The sequence below is a fragment of the Nocardioides bruguierae genome, assembly GCF_023554635.1.
GTDB classification, from domain to species: Bacteria; Actinomycetota; Actinomycetes; order Propionibacteriales; family Nocardioidaceae; genus Nocardioides; species Nocardioides bruguierae.
Window position 1 is genome coordinate 1 of the sequence record NZ_JAMJPH010000013.1, and the last position, 23099, is coordinate 23099.

At 73.6% G+C, this 23099-nt stretch carries 18 protein-coding genes; 11 read left to right on the forward strand and 7 right to left on the reverse strand.

Annotated elements, in window-relative coordinates:
* Positions 1-84 precede the first annotated feature (84 nt).
* The 4 genes from M8316_RS08640 to M8316_RS08655 form a co-directional block, all read right to left on the reverse strand.
* The gene (locus M8316_RS08640; RefSeq protein ID WP_250053761.1) at positions 85-1842 is read right to left on the reverse strand and encodes a carbohydrate-binding domain-containing protein; all 1758 of its coding nucleotides are present in this window, start codon (positions 1840-1842) and stop codon (positions 85-87) included.
* A gap of 76 nt (positions 1843-1918) precedes the next feature.
* Positions 1919-2782 (reverse strand): polyphosphate polymerase domain-containing protein, encoded by an 864-nt coding sequence (locus M8316_RS08645; protein WP_250053763.1) that lies wholly within the window; start codon positions 2780-2782, stop codon positions 1919-1921.
* Positions 2779-3393 (reverse strand): DUF4956 domain-containing protein, encoded by a 615-nt coding sequence (locus M8316_RS08650; RefSeq protein WP_250053765.1) that lies wholly within the window; start codon positions 3391-3393, stop codon positions 2779-2781. Before M8316_RS08650 ends, M8316_RS08645 begins: the two co-directional genes overlap by 4 nt.
* A gap of 246 nt (positions 3394-3639) precedes the next feature.
* A complete protein-coding gene (locus M8316_RS08655; protein ID WP_250053766.1) occupies positions 3640-4665 on the reverse strand; it encodes a LacI family DNA-binding transcriptional regulator in 1026 nt (341 codons plus the stop codon).
* A 224-nt stretch (positions 4666-4889) separates the two neighbouring features.
* On the opposite strand from M8316_RS08655, the gene M8316_RS08660 reads away from it, so the two are divergent.
* From M8316_RS08660 to M8316_RS21060, 11 genes are all read left to right on the forward strand, one after another.
* Complete coding sequence (locus tag M8316_RS08660; RefSeq protein ID WP_250053767.1) at positions 4890-6443, forward strand: sugar ABC transporter ATP-binding protein; 1554 nt, start codon at positions 4890-4892, stop codon at positions 6441-6443.
* Positions 6440-7540, forward strand: coding sequence for an ABC transporter permease (locus tag M8316_RS08665; protein ID WP_250053768.1), 1101 nt, complete (start codon positions 6440-6442; stop codon positions 7538-7540). Before M8316_RS08660 ends, M8316_RS08665 begins: the two co-directional genes overlap by 4 nt.
* Positions 7537-8622 carry an ABC transporter permease gene (locus M8316_RS08670; protein ID WP_250053769.1) on the forward strand — a complete coding sequence of 362 codons (1086 nt, stop codon included), beginning with the start codon at positions 7537-7539 and terminating at the stop codon, positions 8620-8622. Before M8316_RS08665 ends, M8316_RS08670 begins: the two co-directional genes overlap by 4 nt.
* A gap of 23 nt (positions 8623-8645) precedes the next feature.
* Positions 8646-9689, forward strand: a complete 1044-nt coding sequence (rhaS, locus tag M8316_RS08675; protein ID WP_250053770.1) for a rhamnose ABC transporter substrate-binding protein — start codon at positions 8646-8648, stop codon at positions 9687-9689.
* Positions 9690-9908: 219 nt separating this feature from the next.
* Positions 9909-10244, forward strand: coding sequence for an L-rhamnose mutarotase (locus M8316_RS08680; protein WP_250053771.1), 336 nt, complete (start codon positions 9909-9911; stop codon positions 10242-10244).
* A 163-nt stretch (positions 10245-10407) separates the two neighbouring features.
* Positions 10408-11586: an L-rhamnose isomerase gene (rhaI, locus tag M8316_RS08685; RefSeq protein ID WP_250053772.1), complete on the forward strand. Its 1179-nt coding sequence runs from the start codon at positions 10408-10410 to the stop codon at positions 11584-11586.
* A gap of 57 nt (positions 11587-11643) precedes the next feature.
* The gene (locus M8316_RS08690) at positions 11644-13680 is read left to right on the forward strand and encodes a bifunctional aldolase/short-chain dehydrogenase (protein ID WP_250053774.1); all 2037 of its coding nucleotides are present in this window, start codon (positions 11644-11646) and stop codon (positions 13678-13680) included.
* 132 nt (positions 13681-13812) lie between these two features.
* Positions 13813-15306: a rhamnulokinase gene (locus M8316_RS08695; protein WP_250053776.1), complete on the forward strand. Its 1494-nt coding sequence runs from the start codon at positions 13813-13815 to the stop codon at positions 15304-15306.
* A 22-nt stretch (positions 15307-15328) separates the two neighbouring features.
* Positions 15329-15586, forward strand: coding sequence for a helix-turn-helix domain-containing protein (locus M8316_RS08700; RefSeq protein ID WP_250053778.1), 258 nt, complete (start codon positions 15329-15331; stop codon positions 15584-15586).
* Between the two features lie 158 nt (positions 15587-15744).
* Entirely contained in the window at positions 15745-18789 is a 3045-nt protein-coding gene (locus tag M8316_RS08705; RefSeq protein WP_250053780.1) for a glycosyl hydrolase, read from the forward strand.
* Positions 18790-18853: 64 nt separating this feature from the next.
* Positions 18854-20143, forward strand: coding sequence for an FAD-binding protein (locus M8316_RS21060; RefSeq protein ID WP_250053781.1), 1290 nt, complete (start codon positions 18854-18856; stop codon positions 20141-20143).
* A gap of 7 nt (positions 20144-20150) precedes the next feature.
* Here the strand turns inward: M8316_RS21060 and M8316_RS08715 are convergent, their stop codons facing one another.
* Genes M8316_RS08715 through M8316_RS08725 form a run of 3 tightly spaced genes read right to left on the reverse strand, consistent with a single transcriptional unit; the run spans position 20151 to position 22941 of the window.
* A complete protein-coding gene (locus tag M8316_RS08715; protein ID WP_250053783.1) occupies positions 20151-21116 on the reverse strand; it encodes a sugar kinase in 966 nt (321 codons plus the stop codon).
* Positions 21113-21868 (reverse strand): SDR family oxidoreductase, encoded by a 756-nt coding sequence (locus M8316_RS08720; protein ID WP_250053786.1) that lies wholly within the window; start codon positions 21866-21868, stop codon positions 21113-21115. The genes M8316_RS08715 and M8316_RS08720 overlap by 4 nt, the downstream gene beginning before the upstream one ends.
* Positions 21865-22941, reverse strand: coding sequence for a zinc-dependent alcohol dehydrogenase (locus tag M8316_RS08725; protein WP_250053788.1), 1077 nt, complete (start codon positions 22939-22941; stop codon positions 21865-21867). Before M8316_RS08725 ends, M8316_RS08720 begins: the two co-directional genes overlap by 4 nt.
* Positions 22942-23099 lie beyond the last annotated feature (158 nt).

Below are 23099 nucleotides of genomic sequence, written 5' to 3' on the forward strand. Positions count from 1 at the left end.
ACAATAGTGCCTCCTGGGGGGGGCCGGGGGGGGGTGGGTTGGGCTGAGGGGGCCGCCCCCCGCGGCGGGTGGGGGGTGTGAGGATCAGTGGCCGGGGCCACCGGAGCCGCCGGGACCGCCGCCGGAGCCGCCCGGGCCGCCACCCATCCCGCCACCCATGCCACCGGTGGCCTCGCCGGCCGTGCCGGTGCCGAGGTCGTCACCGCCGGAGACCACGGTGTAGGTCTCGCCGTCGGTGATGTCGCTGGAGGAGAAGACCCAGCTGGACGCCTGCTTGGCGGTGGTCACCTCGGCCACGACGTCGCCGTCGGCGTCCTCGAGCTGGAGGGTGGTGCCGGCCGGGACCGTCGAGAAGGTCACCGACACGAACGACTGCGAGGAGTCGGCCGAGGGCGACTGCGCCATGCCGCTGGAGCCGACCGCCGACAGGGTGCCGCCGGAGACGTCGAGCGTCTGGTCGACGTCGACGGCGCCGTTGCCGTCGCTCTGCGGACCCTGGACGACGACGGACCCGCCGGTCATGGTGGCGCTGCCGTTGGCGTCCAGGCCGTCGCCCTCGGCGTCGATGGTGAGCGCGCCGCCGCTGATCGTGAGCATGGCGTCGGCGGTGTCGCTGCCGACCACGTTCACCCCGTCGTCGGAGGAGGTGACGTCCATGGAGCCGCCGGTCAGCTCCATGGTGCCGGCCTCGAGGCCCTCGTAGGACTCGGTGACCACCACGGTGCCGTCGGAGATGGTCAGGTCGCCCTCGGCGTGGATGCCGTCGTCGCCGGTGGCGAGCGTGACCTCGCCCCCGGAGACGGAGACGACCGAGTCGGAGTGGATCGCGTCGTCGGCGGCGTCGACGTCCACGGTGCCGGAGGAGATGACGACGCTGACGTCGCCGACCAGGCCCTTGGCACCGGAGTCCTCGCCGCCCGCGGACGCGCCCCCGCCGGCGGTCACGGTGAGGGTGCCGCCGTCCACGACCACGTCGGTGGTGGCGGTGGCGCCGTCGTCGCCGGAGACGACCGCGGTGCTGCCGCCGAGCAGGGCGATGAAGCCGACGGTCGCGTCGGCGTCGCCGTCGGACTTCAGCCCGTCGCCGCCGGCGTCGACGCTGATCGTGCCGCCGCTGATCTCGAGCCAGTCCTTGCCGCGGATGCCGTCGTCGTCGGCGTCGACGGTGAGGGTGCCGCCGGTGATGGTGAGGCCGTCCTTGCTGGTGATGCCGTCGGCGTGCGAGGAGACGGTGAGCGACCCGGTGCCGGTGATGGTGAGGTCGGCGGTGGAGAAGAGGGTCGCGTTGACGGCGTCGGTCTCCTCGTCGTCCGCGGTGGAGCCCGCGCCGTCGGCCAGGGTGTTCTCGCTGCCCTCGGCCAGCACGACGACCGCGGCGTCGGCGTTCTCGACCACGAGCGGGGAGTCGTCGGAGGAGGTGAGGTCGACCCCGTCGAGCACCAGGCGCACGGTGTCGTCGTCGCCCGCGTCCACGACGACCTGGCCGTCGGTCAGGCTGCCGGAGAGCACGTAGGTGCCGGCGGCGCTGATCGTGACGACGTCGCCGTCGACGGTCACGGCGCTGTCGTCGGAGGCGCTGCTCGCGCCGTCGGCGAGGGTGACGGTGACGGCCTCGGAGTCGTCGTAGTCGGCGTCGCCGGTCTCGACCTCGGCGTTCTCGGCGAGCGTCTCGCTCGCGGTGATGCCGGCCTCGCCGGCGGTCACGGCGGCGGTGTCGGCGCTGGTGGCGGTGCTCGCGTCGCCGGCCGAGCAGGCGGCGAGGGCCAGCACGGCGGTCGCGGAGACGACGGCGGCGGCCAGACGGCCGCGCAGGCGGCGGGCGGGGGTGCGGTGAGAGGTCACGGATGCTCCTGGGGATCGTCGGTGATCGGGTCAGGCGGGTGGGTCAGGTCGGTCGGAGGGGGATGGTGGCGGCGGCTCAGCGCCGCGGCAGGCCGAGGTCGCGCTCGAGCACCCGGTGCCACCGCAGGCGGGGCAGGGCGGGGTCGAGGGCGGCGAGGCCGGTGCCGAACTTCGAGATGCGGACGGGGCGGTGCCCGCGCGCCCACAGCAGCCGGTCGAGCGCGGAGGGGGTGGAGCCGGTCTTCGTCTCCACCACCACGCGGTCGGTGACCGGGAGGCGGGGCGCGTGGGCGCCCGGCAGGGCCCAGACCAGGTCGGTGTCGAGGGTGGCGCGGCTGTCGGTGCCGGGCTCGTCGCCCGCGAGCAGCAGCGTGGTGCGCCGGTAGCTGCTGACCAGGGCGGGGGCGAGGCCCTCGACGCGGACGTGGTCGGGCACCCGTGCGGCGCGCAGTCGCTCGTCGAGGAACTGCCGCTCGCCGTCGTCCAGCGGCCCGCGGTGGGCGCGGAGCACCCGCTCCTTGAGGTTGGTGCCGCGCGGGCCGGGGACCTTGACCTCCAGGTACGTGGTGCCGGTGTCGAGGTAGGTGCGCTCGCGCACCTTGAACCGCCGCCGGCGGCCCTGGCCGGCGAGCCAGAACGCGTCGAGCGCCGGGGTGTCGAGGTAGTCCGAGCGGTAGCCGAACGCGCGGCTGCCCTCGATCTCGAGCACGCGGGTGCGGTCGGGCACCGCGGCGAGCAGCGCGGGAAGCTCCTGCTCGGGCACGACGTACTTGCGGTCGACGCGGGTCAGCAGCGCCGCGGTCTCGACGAGCTCCTCGAGCCCGATGGGTGCCAGGTGCGCCGTCCAGCCCTGGGCGCGGTGCCCGCTGTGGTGCCGGGTGGCGTGCGTGGCGCGGCCGTCGACGCCGGGGCCGCCGGGCCGGTCGGAGAGGGCCGTCATCGGCCGACCTCGCGCAGCCCCGCCCCCTGCGCGAGGCCCGGGGCGGCGGAGGCGCCGCCGGTGTGCCGCGGCCCGGCGGGGCGGTGCCGCACGGTGACGGTGGTGGTGTCGTTGACGAGGTTCGTGCTGGTCACGCGGGCGTCGAGCACCTCGGCGCCGAGCAGGCCCTCGAGGTGGGCGGTGAGGCCGGCGATGTCGGTCCAGGCCCGGTCGAGCACCATCTCCTGGGTGCGGGCCTCGGGCGCGAGCCGCGGGTGGTCGCCGACCCACAGGGCCACGAGGACGGCGGCCATCAGCCCGACCACCAGCGCCGACGGCGTCCCCGCGACCCCGGCGACGAGGCCGAGCGTGAGGGCCGCGAAGTAGTAGGCGATCTCGTGGTGGGCCAGCTCGGTGGAGCGCAGGCGGATGATCGAGAGCACGCCGAACAGACCGAGGCCGAGGCCGGCGCCGACGGTGCTGTCGGCCAGCACGGCGGTGACGGCCAGGACGCCGACGTTGACCGCCAGGTAGGCGCCCGCCAGCTCCGGGCGCCGGTGGCGCAGCAGGAACAGGCCCACGAGGGCGAGGACGGCGACGAGGTCGATGGCGAGCATCGGCAGCTGGGTCATGACGGACTCCGGTGGATGAACGTGCGGTGACGCGGAGGCGTCACCCGGACGTCCACCAGGAAGCCGGGCGGGGCTGCGACGGCCGTGATGGGGCGCTGTGCGGTTCCTGTGAGGGGTGTTCCCTCAGGGAAGTCGGGACGTTCGTCCCAGGTCAGGGGAGTAGTGCCGGCCCAGTGCAGTCACCCCGGTGCCGTCACCCCGTCGTCACCCCGGTGTCGTCACCCCGGTCTCGTCACCGGGGAGCCGTCAGCCGAGCGTGGACGCCCGCGCCACCAGCTCGGGGGTGAACAGCACCCGCTGGTGGGTGTGCTCGCCGCCGGCGGCCTCCTCGAGCACGAGCTCCGCGGCGGTGCGGCCCAGCTGCTGGCGCGGCTGACGGACCGACGACAGCGGGACGGCGGCGGCCGCCGCGTACTCGACGTCGTCGTAGCCGAGGATCGCCAGGTCGGCGGGGCAGCGCAGCCCCGAGGCGATGACCTGCTGGAGCAGGCCGAGGGCGATGAGGTCGTTGACGCAGAACGCGGCGGTGGGGCGGCGCGAGGAGGACATCCCCGCCAGTCGCTGACCGGCCTCGCGACCGTCGGCGACGGTGAGGTCGGCCGTGCTGAGCAGCACGAGGTCCTCGGGATTCAGCCCGGCCTCGGCCCAGGCGGTGCGGGCGCCGGCGAGACGGTCGCGCACCTGGCCGAGGTCGGCGGGGCCGCCGATGAAGGCGACCCGGCGGTGGCCGCGGTCCAGGAGGTGCTCCATCGCGACCCGGCCGCCGAGGACGTCGTCGACGGCCACGGAGCAGAAGTCGTCCCCCTCGCGGGTGCGGTCGACGATCACGACGGGGGTGCCGCGGCGGGCGATCTGGTCCAGCAGCGGGGAGTCGGGGTCGACGGGCGTGACGAGCAGGCCCTGCACGCGCTGCTGCTCGAACTGGTCCAGGTGTGCCTGCTCGCGCTCGCGGCGGCTGCCGGAGTTGCCCAGCACGACGGTGAGGCCGTGGGCCTCGGCGGCGGTCTCGATGCCGGCCGCGACGTCGGTGAAGAACGGGTTGCCGGCGTCGAGCATGACGTAGGCGAGGGTGCGGCTGACCCCGGAGCGCAGCTGCCGGGCGGACTCGTTGCGCACGAAGCCGAGGTCGGCCATCGCTCGCTGCACCCGGGCGCGCGTGGCCTCGCTGACCCGGTCGGGGCGGTTGAGCACGTTGGAGACGGTGCCGAGCGAGACCCCGGCCGCGGCGGCCACGTCCTTGACGGACACGGAACGACCCGGAGTGGATGGCACGTGCGCCTCCTGGACGAGCGGGACGGGTGGTCCAGACCGATGCGCGGGCCTGGTCTTGAAACGATCAAGCGGCATCTTACGAGAGTGTGGCCCGAGTCACCGCCTTCGCGACCCGGTCTCTTCACATCGAGACTTCGATCACTGCTTGACGTGTGTGACCGCCCTCACCTACGGTTCCCTGCGTTCGCCGTTAAAACGTTTCAACTCTTGAACGGAGGAGCCCGATGGCTGCCGCCACCCTGGTGCTCGAGGACGTCAGCAAGTCCTTCGGTGCCGTCCGCGCGCTGCGCTCCGCCAGCCTCACCGTCCAGCCCGGTTCCATCCACGCGCTGGTCGGTGAGAACGGCGCGGGCAAGTCGACGCTGATCAAGATCGTCGCCGGCGTCCACCGCCGCGACGGCGGCGTCTTCGAGCTCAACGGCGAGGCTGCCGACTTCTCCTCCACGGCGGAGTCCAAGGCGGCCGGCGTCGCGGTGATCTACCAGGAGCCGACGCTGTTCCCGGACCTCGACGTCTCCGAGAACATCTTCATGGGCCGCCAGCCCGGCAGCACGCTGCGCATCGACAAGCAGCGGATGTACGCCGAGGCCGCCGCGCTGTTCGAGCGCCTCGGCGTCGCGATCGACCCCCGGCGTCCGGCCAAGGGCCTCTCCATCGCCGACCAGCAGATCCTGGAGATCGCCAAGGCGATCTCGCTGGACGCCTCGCTGCTGATCATGGACGAGCCGACCGCCGCCCTCTCGGGCGTCGAGGTCGAGCGGCTGTTCACCGTGGCCCGCCAGCTGCGCGACGAGGGCCGCGGCATCGTGTTCATCTCCCACCGCTTCGAGGAGGTCTTCGACCTCTGCGACACCGTCTCGGTGATGCGCGACGGCGAGTACGTCTCCACCGAGACGATCGCCGAGACCAGCGTCGAGGCGATCGTGGCCAAGATGGTCGGCCGCGAGGTCGCCGAGCTGTTCCCCAAGACCCCCGCCGAGATCGGCGACGTCGTCCTCGACGTGCAGGGCCTCACCTCGCCCGGCCAGTTCCGCGACGTCACCTTCCAGGTCCGCGCCGGCGAGATCGTCGGCCTGGCCGGCCTCGTGGGCGCCGGACGCTCCGAGATCGCCCGCGCCGTCTTCGGCGTCGACGGCTACTCCGCCGGTCGCGTCTCGCTGAACGGCGCCGCGGTGGCCAAGCAGAACCCGCGCTCCGCGATCAGCGCCGGCATCGCCTTCATCCCCGAGGACCGCCGCAAGCAGGGCCTGGTCACGGAGGGCTCGGTGGCCCGCAACGTCGCCGGCGTCATCCGCACCGGCCTCTCGCGCCTCGGCGTGCTCACCTCTCGCGCCGAGAACCGCGCCGCCGGCCCCTGGGCCGCCAAGCTCGAGGTGAAGACCTCCGCGCTCGACATGCGCGCGGCCACGATGTCCGGCGGCAACCAGCAGAAGGTCGTCATCGCCAAGTGGCTGGCCACCCAGCCGAAGCTGCTGATCATCGACGAGCCCACCCGCGGCATCGACGTCGGCACCAAGTCCGAGGTGCACCGCCTGCTCTCCGACCTCGCCGGCCAGGGCATGGCGATCCTGATGATCAGCTCCGAGCTGCCCGAGGTGCTCGGCATGGCCGACCGCGTCCTCGTCGTCTGCGAGGGCCGGATCACCGCCGACATCGCCCGCGACGAGGCGACGCCCGAGAACGTCATGCACGCCGCCACCCACCGCGACGGCCACGTGGCCGGCGCGACCCACAGCGCCGCCGCCGGCAGCGCCGACTCCCAGGAGGTCACGGCGTGAGCGCCACCCTCGTCCAGCCCAGCAAGGCCGGGCTGCTCTCCACGATCCTGCGCTCGCGCGAGCTGGCGATCGCCGTCGTGCTCGTCGCCCTCGTGCTGGTGGCGACCGCCAAGACGGAGTCGTTCCTGTTCAGCGCGGACGGCTGGCGCAACGTCCTGCTGAACCCGGCGATGCTCGTGGTGCTGGCCATCGGCCAGGCCTGCGTGATCATCACCCGCTCGGTCGACCTCTCCGTGGGCTCGACCCTGGGCCTGACCGCCTACTTCGCCGGCCGGCTGTTCATCGACTTCCCGAGCCTGCCGATCGTCGTGGTCGTCCTGCTCGCCGTGCTGCTCGGTGCGCTGCTGGGCCTGGTCAACGGCGTGCTGGTCTCCTTCGCCAAGGTGCCGGCGCTCGTGATCACCCTCGGCACGATGTACATCTACCGCGGCATCTTCCTCACGTGGGCGGGCTCCAGCCGGATCACCGCCGACCAGATCCCGCGGTCGTTCTCCCAGCTCGGCACCCAGCAGATCGTCACCATCCCGGTGCTCACGATCGTGGCGCTGGCCGTGCTGGGCGTGGCCGCCTACTTCCTCTCCTCCACCCGCCCGGGCCGCGAGCTGTACGCCATCGGCTCCGACCCGGACGCGGCCGACCTCTACGGGCTCCCGGTGCTGCGCCGCGTCCTGCTGGCCTTCGTGGCCTCCGGCGCGCTGGCCGGCCTGGCGGGCGTCATGTTCCTGGCCCGCTACGGCACGGTCTCCTCGCAGGCCGGCCAGGGCATCGAGCTCCAGGCCGTCGGCGCGGCCGTCATCGGCGGCGTCGCGATCTTCGGCGGCAGCGGCTCGGCGCTCGGCGCGGCCGTCGGCGCCTACCTGCTGGTGACGATCAACTCGGTGCTGCCGATCCTGGGCATCTCCGACTTCTGGCAGCAGGCCGTGGTCGGCGCGCTGATCCTCGGCGCCATCGCCCTGGACCGCTTCCTCTCGCTGCGGCAGGACGCCGCCCTGGTGGCCGCCCGCGACCAGGCCCCGCCGTCCGGCGGCGGCGGGTCGCCCGGCGACCCCGGCTCCTCCGCTCCGTCCGCCCCGACCAGCCCGCAGGTGACCGCATGAGCACGCTGACGCAGGCCCCGACGACCGAGGGCCGCACCTACCCGTCCTACTCCCGGTCCCTGGCCCGCCGCGTGCTGGCCACCCGCGAGTTCGCCGTCATCGGCCTGTTCGTCCTGGTCTACGTCTTCTCGACCGCGACCATCGACAACTTCTCCAGCCCGCTGACGCTGTACTACCTCTTCCTCGACAACATCCCGATCCTGCTGATCGCGCTGCCGATGGCGGCCGTGATCGTCACCGGCGAGATCGACCTCTCGGTGGCCAGCATCGTGGGGCTCTCCTCGTGCCTGGTCGGCCTCCTGCACGTGGACGCCGGCCTCTCGATGGGCGCCGCGATCGGGCTGGCCCTGCTGGCCGGTGTCGTGGCGGGCGCCTTCAACGGCTTCCTCGTCGCCTACGTCGGGCTGCCGTCGCTGGCGGTCACCATCGGCACGCTGGCCCTCTACCGCGGCATCGCGGAGGGCCTGCTCGGCACCCAGGCCAAGACCGACTTCCCGCAGGAGTGGAAGGACCTGGCGACCGCCCAGCTCGGCAACGCCTCGCCCTACCCCGTCGTGCTGCTGCTCGTCGCGGTGCTCGCGGTGCTGTTCGCCTGGATGCTCCACTTCTCCTCGTTCGGCCGCGGCATCTTCGAGATCGGCCTGAACGACGAGGCGGCCCACTTCACCGGCGTGAACGTGGCCCGCACCAAGCTGACCCTGTTCGTCCTCTCCGGCGTCGTGAGCGCCCTGGCCGGCGTGTACTACACGCTGCGCTACGGCAGTGCCCGCGGCGACAACGCCACCGGCATGGAGCTCCAGGTCATCGCGGCCGTGCTCCTGGGCGGCGTCTCCATCTTCGGCGGTCGGGGCGCGCTGCACGGCGTCCTGGCCGGCGTCCTGCTCATCGGCGTCATCCGCTCCGCGATGACGCTCGAGGGCCTGACGGTCAACGTCACCAACATCGTGATCGGCGCGCTGCTCGTGGCGTCGGTCATCTCCACCAGCCTCCTCGCCTGGTTCGCCACGGTGCGGGCGAGGCGAGCCAGCGGGTCGCGCAGCGGCCCGACGACAGCTGCCGGCAAGCGGTCACTGTCGAACTGACACCCCACTGAAAGGGAAGAACGATGAAGTTCCTCAACCGGCGTACGTCGGCCGTCGCGGCCGTCGTGCTCAGCGCCACCCTGGGTCTGACCGCTTGCGGCAGCACCACCGACGCCAGCTCGGGCTCGGGCTCCTCGTCCTCCGACGGCGGCGACGTCTCCGTCACCTTCCTGCCCAAGAACCTGGGCAACCCCTACTTCGAGACCTCGGATGCCGGCGGCCAGAAGGCCGTCGAGGAGTTCGGCGGCGAGTTCACCGAGGTCGGCCCCGACACGGCCACCCCCGACGGGCAGGTCTCCTTCATCCAGACCGCCGCCCAGCAGGGCGTCTCCGCGCTGGTGCTCTCGGCCAACGACCCCGCCGCCCTGTGCGACAGCCTCAACCAGGCCCGCGACACCGCCGACGTCAAGGTCGTCACCTTCGACTCCGACGTCAACGCCGACTGCCGCGACCTCTACGTCTCCCAGGCCGACTCCGAGGGCATCGCGACCGTCGAGGTCGACATGATCGCCGAGCAGATCGGTGACGAGGGCCAGATCGCGATCCTCTCCGCGTCCGCGAACGCGACCAACCAGAACGCCTGGATCGACATCATGAAGCAGGACCTGGCGGACAACCACCCGAACATCGAGCTCGTCGACGTCGTCTACGGCGACGACGACGACCAGACCTCGTTCGACAAGACCGCCGCGCTGCTGCAGACCTACCCGAACCTCAAGGGCATCATCAGCCCGACCACGGTCGGCATCGCCGCGGCCGCCCGCTACGTCTCGACCTCCAACTACAAGGGCAAGGTCGCGATCACCGGTCTCGGCACCCCGAACCAGATGCGCGAGTACGTCAAGGACGGCACCGTCACCGAGTTCGCCCTCTGGAACCCCGAGGACCTCGGCTACCTGGCCGCCTACGCCGCCAAGGCGCTCGTCGACGGCGAGATCACCGGTGCCGAGGGCGACTCCTTCTCGGCCGGCGACCTGGGCGACTACGAGGTCGGCGCCGACGGCACCGTCCTGCTGGGCCAGCCGTTCCGCTTCAACGCCGACAACATCGACGACTTCGACTTCTGAGTCGGACTCCTCGTCCCGGGGGGCCCCCCCCCCCGGGCGCCGGCGGGGGCCCCCCCCCCCGCCCGCCCCCGGGGGGGGGGGGGCCCCGGGGGGGGGGGGGGCCCCCCCGCCGGCGCCCTCCCGATAGTGCGTGACGCCCTGCAGGCGACACGCCGACGAACGCCTGCAGAACGTCACGCACTACCCGCCGGACACCGACACCCGAGAAGGACGCCCACCGTGCCCCGCTACTGCTTCACCTCCCAGGTGGACCCGGCCCACCTCGAGGCGTACGCCGAGGCGCACGCCCACGTGTGGCCCGAGATGTGCGAGGCGCTGGACGCGACCGGCTGGCGCAACTACTCGCTCTTCCTGCGCGAGGACGGGCTCCTGATCGGCTACGTCGAGTCCGACGACATCGAGGCCTCCCTGGCCGCGATGGGCGAGACCGAGGTCAACGCCCGCTGGCAGGCCGAGATGAGCCGGCTCTTCTCCGACGGCGACACCCCGCCCGACGAGGGGTTCCGGTTCGTCCGGGAGGTCTTCCACCTCGCCGACCAGCTGCCCCGCGGCTGAGCAGCAGCCACACCATCCCCCGCGTGACCCGCCACGGTGCGGACGGGGGCGAGCCCGCGCAGGACGCGGGAGCGCGCCCCGTCCGCACCACGTGCGGCCCGGCTCGACAACCGAGCCGGGACGGGTCATCCTTCGTAGTGAAACGTTTCAGAATGGAGAGACCATGACTGACTTCGCCGCCATCGCTCCGCTCCTGGAGGGGCAGGCCATCGAGCTGCCCTCGTGGGCGTTCGGCAACTCGGGCACCCGCTTCAAGGTGTTCGGCACCCCGGGCACCCCGCGCAGCGTGGAGGAGAAGATCGCGGACGCCGCCCAGGTGCACCAGTACACCGGGCTGGCACCGTCGGTCGCCCTGCACATCCCGTGGGACCTCGTGGACGACTACGCGAAGCTGCGCGAGTACGCCGCCGAGAAGGGCGTCTCGCTGGGCACGGTCAACTCCAACACCTTCCAGGACGACGACTACAAGTTCGGTGCCCTGACCCACGTCGACGAGAAGATCCGCCAGAAGGCGATCGACCACCACTTCGAGTGCATCGACGTCATGGACGCCACCGGCAGCCAGGACCTCAAGATCTGGCTCGCGGACGGCTCGAACTACCCGGGCCAGGCCGACATCCGCGGCCGTCAGGACCGCCTCGCCGACTCGCTGGCCAAGATCTACGACCGGATCGGCGACGACCAGCGCCTCGTGCTCGAGTACAAGTTCTTCGAACCGGCGTTCTACCACACCGACGTGCCGGACTGGGGCACCTCGTACGCCCAGGTCAGCGCCCTGGGCGACAAGGCGATGGTCTGCCTGGACACCGGCCACCACGCGCCGGGCACCAACATCGAGTTCATCGTGATGCAGCTGCTGCGCCTGGGGAAGCTCGGCTCCTTCGACTTCAACAGCCGCTTCTACGCCGACGACGACCTGATCGTCGGCTCGGCCGACCCGTTCCAGCTGTTCCGCATCATCTTCGAGGTGGTCCGCGGCGGCGGGTACGGCCCGGCCAACCCCGACGGCACCAGCCCGGTCGCGTTCATGCTCGACCAGTGCCACAACGTCGAGGACAAGATCCCCGGCCAGATGCGCTCGGTGCTCAACGTCCAGGAGATGACGGCGCGCGCGCTGCTCGTCGACCGCGACGCGCTGAGCGCCGCGCAGGCGGCCGGCGACGTCCTGGGCGCCCACCAGGTGTTCATGGACGCCTTCTACACCGACGTCCGCGCCGACCTCGCCGCCTGGCGCGAGGAGCGCGGCCTGCCGGCCGACCCGATGAAGGCCTACGCCGCGTCGGGCTACCAGGCCGAGATCGAGGCCGCCCGCGTCGGCGGCACGCAGATGTCCTGGACCTGAGCCGGTCCGTCCACACCGTCACCACCGACACGTCCACTCCGACGAGGGAAACGAGACATGACGAACCCCGCAGCCGCCGACCTGATCGCGCGCTCGAACCGCCTGGGCGCGGACCCGAAGAACACCAACTACGCCGGGGGCAACACCTCCGCCAAGGGCACCGAGACCGACCCGGTCACCGGTGAGCAGATCGAGCTGGTCTGGGTGAAGGGCTCGGGCGGTGACCTGGGCACGCTGAAGGAGTCCGGCCTGGCCGTCCTCCGCCTCGACCGGATGCGCTCGCTGGTCGACGTCTACCCGGGCATCGACCGCGAGGACGAGATGGTCGCGGCGTTCGACTTCTGCCTGCACGGCAAGGGTGGCGCCGCCCCGTCCATCGACACCGCCATGCACGGCCTGGTCGACGCGGCCCACGTGGACCACCTGCACCCCGACTCCGGCATCGCGATCGCCACCTCGGCCGACGGCCAGGAGCTGACCACCACGATCTTCGGCGACAAGGTCGTCTGGGTGCCGTGGCGCCGCCCCGGCTTCCAGCTCGGTCTCGACATCGCCGAGATCAAGGAGAAGAACCCGCAGGCGATCGGCTGCATCCTCGGCGGCCACGGCATCACGGCCTGGGGCGAGACCTCGCAGGAGGCCGAGACCAACAGCCTCTGGATCATCGACACCGCTGCCGCCTACATCGCCGAGCACTCGAAGGCCGAGCCCTTCGGCCCCGCGATCGCCGGGTACGGCGCCCTGCCGGAGGCCGAGCGCCGGGCCAAGGCGGCCGCGCTGGCCCCCACCATCCGTGGCATCGCCTCCGCGGACGCCCCGATGGTCGGCCACTTCACCGACGCGCAGGTCGTGCTCGACTTCCTCGAGGCCGAGAACCACCCCCGCCTGGCCGAGCTGGGCACCTCGTGCCCCGACCACTTCCTGCGGACCAAGGTCAAGCCGATGGTGCTCGACCTGCCCGCCGACGCGAGCGTCGAGGACTCCATCGCCCGCCTCAAGGAGCTCGCGGTGGCCTACCGCGAGGACTACGCCGGCTACTACGAGCGCAACGCGACGCCGGACTCCCCGGCGATCCGCGGCAAGGACCCGCTCATCGTCCTCGTGCCCGGCGTCGGCATGTTCTCCTTCGGCAAGAACAAGCAGACCGCCCGCGTGGCCGGCGAGTTCTACGTCAACGCCATCAACGTGATGCGCGGCGCCGAGGGCCTCTCGACCTACGCGCCCATCGACGAGTCGGAGAAGTTCCGCATCGAGTACTGGGCGCTGGAGGAGGCCAAGCTCCAGCGGATGCCGAAGCCGAAGCCGCTGGCCACCCGCGTCGCGCTCGTCACCGGCGCCGCCTCCGGCATCGGCCTGGCCACCGCCAAGAAGCTCGCCGCCGAGGGCGCCTGCGTCGTCATCGCCGACCTGAACCTCGACAAGGCCATCGAGTCCGCCGCCGAGATCGGCAGCACCGACGTCGCCGTCGGCGTCCAGGTCGACGTCTCCTCCGCCGAGGCCGTCAAGGCCATGGTGGACGCGGCGGTGCTGGCGTTCGGCGGTGTCGACCTCGTCGTCAACAACGCCGGCCTCTCCCTCTCGCGCTCGCTGCTGGAGACCACCGAGAAGGACTGGGACCTCCAGCACGACGTCATGGCCAAGGGCTCCTTCCTCGTCGCCCAGGCCACCGCCAAGGTCATGATCGAGCAGGAGATGGGCGGCGACATCGTCTACATCTCCTCGAAGAACTCGATCTTCGCCGGCCCGAACAACGTCGCCTACGGCGCCGCGAAGGCCGACCAGGCCCACCAGGTGCGCCTGCTGGCCGCCGAGCTCGGCGCCCACCAGATCAAGGTCAACGGCGTGAACCCCGACGGCGTCGTCCAGGGCTCCGGCATCTTCGCCGGCGGCTGGGGCGCCAATCGCGCCGCGGTCTACGGCGTCGAGGAGCAGGACCTGGGCAAGTTCTACGCCCAGCGCACCATCCTCAAGCGCGAGGTCCTGCCCGAGAACATCGCCAACGCCGTGTTCGTCCTGTGCTCCGCGGAGATGTCCCACACCACCGGCCTCCACATCCCCGTGGACGCCGGCGTGGCGGCCGCGTTCCTGCGCTGACCCACCCCGCTCCCGCCCGGCGACGGCCGGGGGAGGACCGCACGACCCGCACCCGCCGAGCCGGCCCCCTCACCCGGGCCGGCCGGCGGGTGCGGCGCACCGCCCACCGAAGAACTGCGAGGACCGAGCACCATGAGCAGCCCCAGCACCGCGATGCGTGTCGCGGCCGTCGACCTCGGCGCCACGAGCGGCCGGATCATGGTCGCGACGGTCTCGCCGACGTCGCTGCACCTGGAGGAGGTCCACCGCTTCCCCAACGGGGGCGTGCGCGCCCACGACGGCCTGTTCTGGGACGTGCTGGGCATCCACCGCGAGATCCTCGTGGGCCTCTCCAGGATCGTCGCCACCGGACGCCTCGACGCGATCGGCATCGACTCCTGGGCCGTCGACTACGGCCTCCTGGACCGCGACGGTCGCCTGCTGGGCAACCCCTACACCTACCGCGACAGCCGCACCGACGGGCTGGCCGAGCAGCTGCTCGCCGACCCGGGCTCCGGCTTCGACGCGGCCGAGCTCTACGCCACGACGGGCCTGCAGCAGCTGCCGTTCAACACGCTGTGGCAGGTTGCCGCCGCCCGCGGCACCGCGGCGCTCGAGCAGGCCGAGACCCTGCTGATGCTGCCCGACCTGCTCGGCTACTGGCTGACCGGCGCACAGGGCGCCGAGCGCACCAACGCCTCGACCACCCAGCTCTACGACGCCACCACCGGCTCGTGGGCGGCCGACCTGGTCGAGAAGGTCGGGCTGCGCCCCGGCGTCCTGCCCCCGCTGCGGGACCCGGGCTCGGTCGTCGGCCACCTGCTCCCCGGCATCGCCGACGCGATCGGCCTGCCCGAGGGCGCGCAGGTGCCGGTCGTGGCCGTGGGCAGCCACGACACCGCCTCCGCCGTGGTGGGAGTGCCGGCCGCCGCCGAGGACTTCGCCTACGTCTCCTCGGGCACCTGGTCGCTGGTCGGCCTGGAGCTGGACGAGCCGGTGCTCACCGAGGAGGCGCGGCTGGCCGACTTCACCAACGAGGGCGGCGTGGACGGCACGATCCGGTTCCTCAAGAACGTCATGGGCCTGTGGGTGCTCTCGGAGTCGATGAAGCGGTGGGCCGAGCGCGGCGTGCCGGGCACCGACCTGCCCAGCCTGCTGGCCGCCGTCGAGGACGCCGAGCCCCTGCGGACCGTGGTCGACATCAACGACGCCCGCCTGCTGCCGCCCGGCGACATGCCCACCCGCATCCAGGACCTGGCCCGCGAGGCCGGCGAGCCGGTGCCCGAGACGCCGGTGGAGGTCGCGCGGACGATCCTGGACAGCCTTGCCCTGGCCTACCGGGTGCAGCTGCGCACCGCCGCCCGCATCGCCGGCCGCGGCTTCTCCGTCGTGCACGTCGTCGGTGGCGGCTCGCACAACCAGCTGCTGTGCCAGCTCACCGCGGACGCCTGTGGGGTGCCGGTGCTCGCCGGGCCCGGTGAGGCCGCGGCGCTGGGCAACGTCCTCGTGCAGGCCCGGGCGCTCGGCGTGGACCTGCCGGACCTGGCCGCGATGCGCGCGCTGGTGCGCCGCACCCACGAGCTGGGTCGCTACGAGCCGGCACCCGGCCTGGACTGGGACGCCGCGGAGGCCCGGCTCGCCCGCTGACGGGCGGCGGCCGGAGGACGAGGTGGGCGTCGGCACCTGCGCACCGCGCAGCGACTGCGGCTCGGGCGCCGCTGCGCGCCGCGAGCCGTGGCGACCGGACCGCGAGGACCTGCGGCTGCTCTCGCTGATGGCGCAGGGGCTGACGATCGAGGCGGTGGCCCGCGAGGTGGGCATGTCGGTGCGCACCGTGCGCCGCCGCGTCCGTGCCGTGGGGGAGCACCTCGGGGTCGAGACGACCATGGAGTCGGTCGTGTGGGCCGTGCGCGCCGGGCTCATCTGAGCGTCGCACCGGCGGTCGCGGGTGTGACGCCGCGGTGTGACCTGGCCGACATCGGCCAACCCTGACGTCGAGGGGTGACCTGCGGTGTGACGGTCGTTACGTTGACGCTCGTCCCAGCCTGAATCGTTTCACCGCTCCCCAGCGTGGCAGGAGTCCTCATGAGCACCCCGTCCCACCCCACCCCCGCCCAGCCGTCCGACCGGCCCGCCGCCGGCCGCCCCGGCCTCACCCGCCGCTCGCTGCTCGGCGCCGCCGCCGTCACGGCCGGTGCCGTGGGTGCCGTCGGCGCCGTCTCCGGCCCGGCCGCCGCCACCGACGCCTCGGCCGGTGCCGCCCCCGCGGGTGCGTCGCTCGGCCTGCCGGGCAGCCTCGCCCGGCAGTTCCGCGCCCCGGGGCTCGCCACCGCCGCCGGCTTCCGCTGGTGGTGGCCGCACGGCCTCGTCGACGCCGACGAGATCAGCCGGGAGGTCTCGCGCGTGGCGGCCGCCGGCTTCGGCGTGCTCGAGATCGCGGACGTGACCCACAGCCTCAACGCCCGTGACGTCGACGTCGACCTCGACCAGCACGGCTGGGGCGGGCCCACGTGGAAGGCGGGCCTGGTCGCCGCGCTCACCGCCGGTGCCCGGCACGGGGTGCGGATCGACGTCACCGTCGGCCCGTCCTGGCCGGCCTCCGCGCCGATCACCCCCGACGACGAGGCCGCCTGCACCGAGCTCGCGCACGGCCAGGTGCTGCTCGCGCCCGGCGAGACCTTCACGGGCACCGCGCCCGACCCCGAGGTCGAGCCCGCCTCCGGCGCGCAGGCCCGTGAGCTCGTCGCCGTGCAGGCGTTCACGATCGCCGGCTACGGCCGCCGCGACACGATCCTGCTCGACGGCAGCCTCGTCGACCTGACGCCGTCGGAGGAGAACGACGAGATCACCTTCACCGCACCCGCCGACGCCGAGGCGGTCGTCCTCTCCTACTGGCGCCGCGGCTCCGGCCAGGAGCCGGAGGCCGGGCCGCACGGCAGTCCCGTCTTCCACGTGGTCGACCACTTCAGCACCGCCGGCTCGGACGCGGTGAAGGCGCTGTGGCGCGACCGCGTCCTCGACGCCGAGACCACGCGCCTGCTGCGCAAGGCGGGTGGCTACCTGTTCGAGGACTCCCTCGAGATCGAGACCGACGCGACCGTGTGGACACCGCGGATGCTCACGGAGTTCGCCGACCGGATCGGCTACGACCTGCTGCCCTGGCTGCCCGCCGTCGTCGAGCTGGACGAGAAGTACCCCTTCTCCTTCGACACCGACGTCACGGGTGCGGTGCGCGACGACTTCAACAGCGTCATCTCCGACCTCTACCGCGACCACCACCTGCTCCCGCTCCAGGCCTTCGCCCGCACGCTGGGCATGGGCCTGCGGGTCCAGCCGTACGGCCTGGAGACCGACGCCCTGGAGCACTCGGCGCTGCTCGACGTGCCGGAGACCGAGTCGCTGGGCTTCAAGAACCTCGACGACTACCGGATGCAGGCCTCGGGCCGCGACCTGGCGGGCGGCACGATCCTGTCCTGCGAGGCGGCCTGCTACAACGGCGCCGCCTACAGCACCACGTGGGACCGGGCGCTCACCACCATCAACTCCATCATGGTCGCCGGCGTGAACCAGTCGGTGCTGCACGGCTTCGCCTACGCCAGTGCCCCGGGCGCGACGTGGCCCGGCTTCGCCGCGTTCTCGCCCTACTACAACGGCGCGATCGGCTACGGCGAGGCCTGGGGCCCGCGCACGCCCCAGTGGCAGCACATGCCGGACGTGGCGGGCTACCTCTCCCGCACCCAGCTCGTGCTCCAGTCCGGGGTCTCGCGCCACGACGTGGTGTTCTTCCGGCAGAAGGGCTACGCCTCCACCGGCATCGGCGCCACCTGGGCGACCAACGACGGCGTGCCGATCGGCTGGAGCCACTCCTTCATCACCGACAACGTGCTCGACCGGCCCGAGGTCCGGGTGGAGGACGGCCGCCTCGCGCCCGACGGGCCCGCGTGGAAGGCGATGATCATGACCCCCGACTTCTTCCGGGGCGGTGGCCTCCTCGTCGAGCCCGACGCCGCGGAGCGGCTGCTCGCCCTGGGCCGGGCCGGGCTGCGCGTCGTCATGCTCGGCGACTGGACCCAGGCGCAGCCCGAGGGCGTCCCGCAGGCCGGCGAGACCGCCCGCGTCCGCACGGCGATGACGGGCCTTGCCGGGTTGGCCACGACCCGGGTCGTGGCGGCCGCCGCCGACATCCCGGGTGCGCTGGCCGACCTCGGGGTCGAGCGCGACGTGGTGCACGAGTCATCCACGCTCATGCACCTGCGTCGGCACGTCGACGGCGCGGACCTGTACTACCTGGCCAACGCCAAGCACGCGGAGAACCGCCGCCTGCAGGTCGTGGACGCGGACGTCTGGCTGACCTCCGACGACGCGGCGGCCGTGCCGGTGCTGCTGGACCCCTGGAGCGGCGCCACCTCGCCGATCTCGCTGTGGGAGCGCGACGGCGGCCGGGTCCGCGTGCACGTGACGCTCCAGCCGGGGCAGTCCGCGGTCGTGGCCCTCGTGCCCGCCCGCGCGCAGGGCGCGCACGCCGTCTCCACCACCGGCAGCGACGTGCGTTCCCGCCCGGCAGGGCTGTCGGCGGTCGTCGAGGAGGCCGGCCCGGTCACCGCCGTCCTGGCCTCGGGCCGCACCGTCCGCGGCGTCGTCGACCGCGTCGTCGCCCCGCTCACCCCCGCGTCCTGGCGGCTCGAGGTCGAGGACTGGCAGCCCGGCGCCACCGCCAGCGAGACGACCGTGACCACCCACGAGGTCTCGCTCGACGCCCTGGCCCCCTGGACCGGGATCGCCGGGCTCGAGGACGTCAGCGGCATCGGCCGCTACACGACGACCGTGACCACGCCCGAGGACTGGGGCGGCACCGACCGCGCCCGTCTCGACCTGGGGGCCGTCACCGACACCTTCCGGGTGTGGGTCAACGGCGAGCAGCTGCCCGCCTGCGACCGGCTCGACACCGTGGTCGACCTCGGGGGCCGACTCCGGGCCGGCGACAACGAGGTCGTCGTCGAGGTGACCACCACGCTGTTCAACCGGCTGCGGACCGTCACGCCCGAGGTCTACGGCGTGGGCACGCGGCAGGACTACGGCCTGCTCGGCCCCGTCTCCGTCGTCCCCTACGCGGAGGTGGCCCTGCGGTGATCCCCGCCCCTCGCGCGCCCTACCCTGTGACCGCCGCCACGGGGGCGGCGCGAGAGGAGCAGCCGTGAGCGGGTGGACGACGGCGGCCGACGGTGGCCGCGAGCGCAACTGGTCGGGCAACCACCGCTACACCCGCGGCGCGTTCGTCGAGCCCGCCGACCTCGACGAGCTGCGCCGCGTGGTGGCGGGCTCGGCCCGCGTGCGGGTGCTCGGCACGGCGCACTCCTTCAACGAGGGGCCGGACACCCCGGGCACCCAGGTCTCCCTCGCCCGGCTCGACCAGGTGCGGGTCGACGCCGAGGCCGGCACGTGCACGGTCGGGGGCGGCACGGCCTACGTCACCGCGCTGCCCGCGATGCACGAGGCCGGCTGGGCGCTGCCGAACACGGGCTCGCTGCCGCACATCAGCGTGGCGGGCGCGGTCTCCACCGGCACCCACGGCTCGGGCGTGGGCAACCGGGTGGTGGCCTCGTCCGTCACGGCGCTGACCGTGGTGCTGCCGGACGGCGACCTGCACACCGTGCGCCGGGGCGAGCCCGGGTTCGGGGGCATGGTCGTGGGGCTCGGGGCGACCGGCGTCATCGCCGAGGTCGAGCTCGCGCTCCAGCCGACCTACGACGTCGTGCAGGACATCCACCCGGGCGTCACGTGGGAGACGCTGCTGGCCGACCCGCTCGCGGTGCTCGGCGCCGGCTACAGCGTCAGCGTCTTCACCCGGTGGCGCGACGAGCCCGTGCCGGGTGGGCGCGAGGGAGCCGTGGGCGACGTCATCGTCAAGCACCGCACGGACGACCGCCGGCCACCCGAGGAGGTCGAGGCGCTGCTCGGCCCCGCCCAGCCCGACCGCGCGCCGTCCGCGCTGCTGGGCGCCGACGAGCACCTGACCCCGCGCGGCAGCGTCGGCCCCTGGTACACCCGGCTGCCGCACTTCCCGCCCGACGGCGACCCGAGCTTCGGCCACGAGGACCAGTCGGAGTGGTTCGTCCCCCTCGAGGACGCCGCCGGGGCGATCGCGGCCGTCCGCGCGCTCGAGCCGCTCCTGGCCCCGGTGCTCGCCACCTCCGAGCTGCGCACGGTGGACGCCGACGACCTGTGGTTGAGCGGCTCGGCCGGCCGGGCCTCGCTGGCGGTGCACTTCACCTGGCGCGACGTGCCCGAGCGCTGGGCGGCGGTCGCCGCCGTCGAGGAGGCCCTCGCCCCGTTCGCGCCGCGCCCGCACTGGGGCAAGACGTTCACCCGCCCCGTCGACCTCGGCCTGTGGGAGCACGCCGACGCCTGGGTCGCCCAGCGCCGCGCCCTCGACCCCGACGGCTGCTTCACCAACCCCTACCTGGAGCGGCTCGGCCTCGTCTGAGGCTGCGTCAGCGGCGGACGGGGTCCGCGTCGCCCCCGGCCGCGATGGCCGAGACCTCGGCCCGGGTGGGCAGCCCCTCCCAGTCGCCGGGGCTGGTGCACGCGAGGGCGCCGCACAGCGTGCCGGTGCGCAGCCGCTCGGCCGCCGGCCGGCCCGCCAGCAGCTCGGCGAGGTAGCCCGCCACGAACGCGTCGCCCGCACCCACGGTGTCCACCAGCTCGCCAGGTGCCAGCGGGTGCGCGGGCACGGCGTGGGTGCCGCCGTCCACGTGCGCCAGGCAGCCCCGCTCGCCGAGCTTGAGCACCACGTCGCCGTCGGTGAGGTCGCGGACGGCGGCCAGCAGCCCCGCCTCGTCGGCCGGCGCGCCCGCGCCGACCAGCAGGGCGGCCTCCTCGGGCCCGGCCAGCACGACGGCCGCGCCGGCGGCGAGCTCGCGGTAGACCGCGCCGGCGTCCCGCTCGCGCCAGACCCCGTGCCGGTGGTTCACGTCGAAGGAGACCGGCACGCCGGCACGCCGCGCCGTCGCCAGGGCCTCCCGGGTGGCGGCCAGCGCCGTGGCGGAGAGCCCCGGCGTGATGCCGGTGAGGTGCAGCACGCCGGCCCCCGCGAGCAGCTGCTCGGGCAGGTCGCCGGGGGCGAGACGGGAGCCGGCCGACCCGGTGCGGTGGTAGGTGACCCGCGTGCGGGTGCCGCGCTGCTCCTTGGTCATCACCGCGGTGGAGGCCGCCGGGTCGACCACGACGTGCGCGGCGACCCCCTCGGCACGCAGCTCGCGGGCGACCCGCTCGCCCCAGCCGTCGTCCCCGACGCGGCCGACCCAGGTGGCCGGCACGCCGAGCCGGGCGGCCCCGATGGCGACGTTCGACTCGGCACCGCCGATGCCGACGCGCGCCGTGCCCGCGTGGGCCAGCGGGCCGGTGGCGACGAGGCCGAGGGTCTCGCCGAGGGTGAGGAGGCCGGGGGTGGGGGTCACCGCCCCAGCCAACCACCGTCGACGGGCAGCACGGCGCCGTGGACGTAGTCGGCGGCCGAGGAGCACAGGAAGACGCAGGCCCCGGCCAGGTCGGAGGCGGCGCCCCAGCGGCCCGCAGGGATGCGCTCGAGGATCGAGCGCGACCGGTCGGGGTCGTCCTGGAGGGCCTGGGTGTTGTCGGTGGCGATGTAGCCGGGGGCGATCGCGTTGACGTTGACCCCGCGCGGCGCCCACTCGTTGGCCAGCGCCTTGGTCAGGCCGAGCACGCCGTGCTTGGAGGCGGTGTAGCCGGGCACGGTGATGCCGCCCTGGAAGGAGAGCAGGGAGGCCGTGAACACGACCTTGCCCGAGCCGCGCTCCAGCATCGGCGCGGCGAGCGCCTGGGTGAGCACGAACTGGGCGTCGAGGTTGACCGCCAGCACCTCGTCCCACCAGGCGCGCGGGTGCTCCACGGCGGGCGCACGGCGGATGGTGCCGGCGTTGTTCACCAGGACGTCGGGGGCCCGCTCGGCCAGCTCGGCACCGAGGTCCTCGACGGCCGCGAGGTCGGAGAAGTCGCAGCGGCGCCCCTCGAACGAGCGCCCCGCGGCACGCACGAGCCGGCCCACCTCGGGGTCGTCCTCGAGCGTGGCCGAGACGCCGATGACGTCGGCGCCGGCCTCGGCCAGCCCGACGGCCATGGCCATCCCGATCCCGCGCCGGGCACCGGTCACGACGGCGGTGCGGCCGGTGAGGTCGAACGGGGCGCTCACGCGGTCGCCCCGGTGGAGCCGCTCGCGGCGTCGGCGGGCACCCGGGCCCCGCCGACGTCCACCAGGAGCTTCATGGCACCCCCGGCCTCGAGCGTGGTGAAGGCGTCGGCGACCCGCTCCAGCGGCAGGACGTCGGTGATCATCACGTCGGTGGGCACGACCCCGTCGGCGAGCAGCCGGCCGGCCTCCTCGAAGTCGGCGCGCTCGTAGACCCGGGCGCCGAGCAGCCGCAGCTCGCGCCAGAAGACCTGCTTGAGGTCCACCGGCACGGGCTGCGGGTGGATGGCCACGACCACCAGGGTGCCGCGCACCTTGGCCAGCGCGGTCGCCTGGAGCACCGCGGGGGCAGCCCCCGAGACCTCGAAGACCACGTCGGCGCCGGCGCCGCCGGTCCACTCCTGGACGAGGAGGTCCGCGTCCTGCCCGACCGGGTCGGCGGTGCGCAGGCCCAGGCCCTCGACGACCGCGCGGCGCCCGGCGTCCGGCTCGAGCAGCAGCACCTCGCCCCCGGCGTGCCGGGCGACGACCGCGACGAGCAGCCCGATCGGGCCGCCACCCAGCACCACGACGCGGTCGCCCGGGGCGACCTCGCCGCGGCGCACGTCGTGGACGGCCACGGCGACGGGCTCGACGAGGGCGGCGTGCCGCAGGTCGGTGCCCGCGGGCAGCCCCACGACGATGGAGGCGGGGACGTTCCACCGGCCCTGGAGGGCGCCGGGGGAGTCGATCCCGACGAAGTCGAGGTGCTGGCACACGTGCTGGTGGCCGGCGGCGCAGGCCGGGCAGGTGCCGTCCCAGACCAGCGGCATCACGGTGACGGGATCGCCGACGCGGTGGTCGGTGACGCCCGCGCCGACGGCGGCGACGCGCCCGGACATCTCGTGGCCGATGACGGCGGGCACGGTGACGCGGCTGTCCATCGCGCCGTGCAGCAGGTGCAGGTCGGTGCCGCAGATCCCGACGAACGCGACCTCCACCTGCACCTGCCCGGGCGCGGGGTCGGGGACGGACACGGGTGAGACCTCGATGGTCCCGGCGCCGAGGTAGGACGCCGCCATGACGGGAGTGGACACCACACAGCTCCTTCGCTGGTACGGGCCGCGGCTCGTCCGGCTTGCCCGGGGCCTGCGGTGGGCCCTACTGTCGGTCAAACGATTGACCAACGTCAAGGACGTCTCCGGGAACCCCCGCGCCGGTCCGAACCGGCGCCCCGGCGCGCCCGGCGTGGCGA